The sequence below is a fragment of the Streptomyces sp. SPB074 genome (assembly GCF_000154905.1).
GTDB lineage: Bacteria > Actinomycetota > Actinomycetes > Streptomycetales > Streptomycetaceae > Streptomyces.
In genome coordinates, this window is sequence record NZ_GG770539.1 from 3387328 (window position 1) to 3390552 (window position 3225).

Annotated in this window: 2 protein-coding genes and 1 pseudogene; 2 read left to right on the plus strand and 1 reads right to left on the minus strand. The window is 78.0% G+C overall.

Annotated features, from left to right (window positions below; translation table 11 throughout):
• Positions 1-31: 31 nt before the first annotated feature.
• Positions 32-1342 carry an aminotransferase class I/II-fold pyridoxal phosphate-dependent enzyme gene (locus tag SSBG_RS14030; RefSeq protein ID WP_037869734.1) on the minus strand — a complete coding sequence of 437 codons (1311 nt, stop codon included), beginning with the start codon at positions 1340-1342 and terminating at the stop codon, positions 32-34.
• 93 nt (positions 1343-1435) lie between these two features.
• Here SSBG_RS14030 and SSBG_RS14035 point away from each other — a divergent pair, with 93 nt between their 5' ends.
• A complete protein-coding gene (locus SSBG_RS14035; protein ID WP_008746776.1) occupies positions 1436-2257 on the plus strand; it encodes an alpha/beta fold hydrolase in 822 nt (273 codons plus the stop codon).
• A 231-nt stretch (positions 2258-2488) separates the two neighbouring features.
• A pseudogene (locus tag SSBG_RS33225) lies at positions 2489-3225 on the plus strand (hypothetical protein); the annotation flags it as partial.

A 3225-nucleotide genomic window follows, 5' to 3' on the forward strand; every position in this document is an offset into this window, starting at 1 on the left:
CAAACGGGGGGCGGGCGGCGTGGTGGCGGGTTCAGGCCGGGGGTGCGGCGGCCAGGGCCGCCAGGGTGCGCAGGGTGCGGCGCAGGGCGGGGACGGGGAGCGCCGCGAGACCGAGGCGCACGGTGTGCGGGGCGGTGTACGGCGGGACGGCGAAGGCCGCGCCGGGGGTGACGGCGATACCGGCCGCGCGGGCGGCCGCCGCGAAGGGCTCGGCGCGCCAGGGGGCGGGCAGGTGCCACCAGGTGAAGTAACCCGACGCGTGCGCCTCGGTACGGGACAGTTCCCCGGCCGCGACGCGCTGCCGCCGGGCCGCGTCCGCCCGCTTCGCCGCGGCGAGCCGGGCCGCCGTGCCGTCCGCGAGGAGGCGCGCCGCCGCCTCCACCGCGAAGCCGCCCGCCGCCCAGCCGCCCTCCCGCAGCGCGGTCTCCGCCCACGCGGTACGCCCCTCCGGCACGAGCAGCACCCCGGCCGTGAGCCCGGGAGCGATCCGCTTCGACAGGCTCTCGACGACGTAGGCGCGCTCCGGCGCGAGCGCGCCGAACACCCGCTCCGCCTCCGGATCGGCGAGGAAGGACCACACCCGGTCCTCGATGACGGGGATACGCAACCGGGCCGCCACCTCGGCGAGTTCGGCCTGCCGCTCCGGGGGCATGACGCGGCCCGTGGGGTTGTGCGGGGCCGGCTGGAAGTACAGCGCCGCGGGCCGCTCGGCGGCGAGCGCGGCGGGCACGATCCCGTACGCGTCCAGCGGCAGCGGCACGAGGACCCGCCCGAGCCGCTCCGCCACCGCCTTGACCAGCGGATACGTCAGCGCCTCGACGCCGATCACGCCCCCGCGCGGCACGGCGCACGTGAACGCGGCGGCGAGCGCCTGACGGCCGTTCCCGGCGAAGAGCACACGTTCCGGGTCACCGGCCGCGCCGAAGAGCCGGGCCGCCGCCTCGCGCGCGGCCCGCGTCCCGCGCGGCGACAGGGGCGCGGTCACCCGGGCGAGCACGTCGGGGCGCAGCAGCGGGGCGAGCGAGGCGGCGAGCGCGGCGGACTGGCCGGGAGCCGAGGGATAGGTGAGTTCGAGGTCGGCGGGGGCGGCGCCGGGCGGGGCGGCGGTGAGCGCGGCGGCTTCCGCGACGGGCGGCGCGGCCCGTACGTACGTGCCCCGGCCGACCTCCCCCACGACGAGGCCGCGCCGCCTCAGCTCGCCGTACACGCGCGCGGCGGTCGAGGCGGCGATGCCGCGCTCGCGGGCGTAGACGCGTTGCGGCGGGAGGCGGTCGCCGGGGCGCAGACGGCCGGAGAGTATACGGTTCGCGAGGACGTGGGCGTGGCGCAGGTACTCGTCCATGACCGGCCTCCCGGGCGGCTCGCGGGCGCACGATCGCACCGAGAACAATCCTCATGATGCACCGCGCCCCGGGCCCTCTCTAACGTTCCCGGCATGACACCCCCGCAGCTCGTTCCGCCCCCCGTCGCCCTCGCCCACGATGCCTCGGGCCCCGCCTCCACCCCCGGCGGTCCGCTCCCCCTCGTACTCCTCCACGGCACGCCCTTCGACCGCACCCTCTGGGCCCCGCTGCGCGCACGCGCCGCCGCGAGCCGCCGCGTCCTCGTGCCCGACCTGCGCGGCTACGGCGAGAGCGAAGTCACCCCGGGGACGGTCGGGTTCGCGACCTTCGCGGCCGACATCGCCCACCTGCTCGACGCGCACGGGATCGGCGACTTCGCGCTCGGCGGGCTGTCGATGGGCGGACAGATCGCGATGGAGTGCGTGCGGCACTTCGGCACGCGGGTCAGGGGGTTGCTGCTCGTGGGGACGACCCCCGAGCCGGAGACACCGGAGGGCGTACGGGCCCGCCGCGAGCTGGCGGCGCGACTCGAACGCGAGGGCATGGACCCGTACACCGCCGAAGCGCTGCCCCGCATGACGGCGACCCCGCCCGGCTCGGCCGTCACCGCGCACGTGCGGCGCATGATGCGCGGCACGCCCCCCGCCGGGGCCGCCGCCGCGCTGCGCGGGCGGGCCCTGCGGCCCGACTACCGCCCCGTCCTGCGCGAGTTCACCGCGCCCGCGCTCGTCGTCGTGGGCGAACGGGACACGTACACCCCGGTCGCGTCCGCCCGGGCCCTGGCGGACCTCCTCCCCGACGCGCGCCTCGCCGTCGTCCCCGGAGCGGCCCACCTGCCGGTGCTGGAGGCGCCGGAACGGGTCGGGGAACTCGTGGTGGAGTGGCTGGAGAGGGTGGAGGGCGCGGGCACTTGAGCGGGAGGCGGCACCTCGGGTACTACGGGCACGGCATCCGTCGGCGAGCACGACGACAAACCCTCCGAAAATCCTACGGAAGGGGACGTGGCGGTACCCGGGTGACGGGCTCAGCGAGGCCCACGCCCCTTCCGTCGAGCACCCCGGAGGGCGGCTAACCTTACGTACCCGCCCTGGCCACGGATCGCCGGGAACCAAGCCGTGAACCAACTGACGCGAAGGGGTGCGCGCATGGGCATTCTGGATCTGCTGCGGAACGCTTTCGGCCGCCGGAAGGCGGAGCCGAGCGAGGCCGAGGCGCAGGAAGCGGCGCAGACGCCGGAAACGGGTGCCTCCGGCGCCGAGCCGGGCGAGCCGTCCGCCGCCCCGGACGCCGGGACCGCCGCGCCGACCGTCCCGGCCGCCCGTACGGGTGAGGACGAGGCACCGGCCGCGACGGCGGCCGAGCCGGAGCGGACCGCCGATCCGCTCCCCGGGCAGCGCGGCAGGACCGACGCGGCCCTCGCCGACGACCTGGTGGCGGCGGCCTTCGACCGCGCCAAGGACCAGCCCACGATCCCGCACCCGACGGAGACGGTGGACGGGGCCGGGCCGGTGGAGGAGGCGAAGCCGGCGGACGGGGCCGAGCCGGTGGACGGGGCCGAGCCGGTGCGGGACATCAAGCCGGTGGACGAGGCCGAGCCGGGCGAGACGGCCGAGGGGCGCGTCGAGCCGGTCACGGACCCGGCCGGGGACGCGGGACCCGTTGAGGAGGCGGAAGCGGTCGAGGAGGCCGAGACGGTCAAGGCGGAGGAGGCCGCCGAGCGGGCCGAGGCCGACGCGGAGCCCGAGCCCGGGACGGCCGCCACGCCCCTCCCCGAGGCCGCACCCGTGGCCGAGCCCGAGCCCGCGCCGGTAGCGGAGCCCGCGCCCGTAGCCGAGCCCGCGCCCGCAGCAGAGCCCGAACCCGTCGCGGAGCCCGCGCCCGC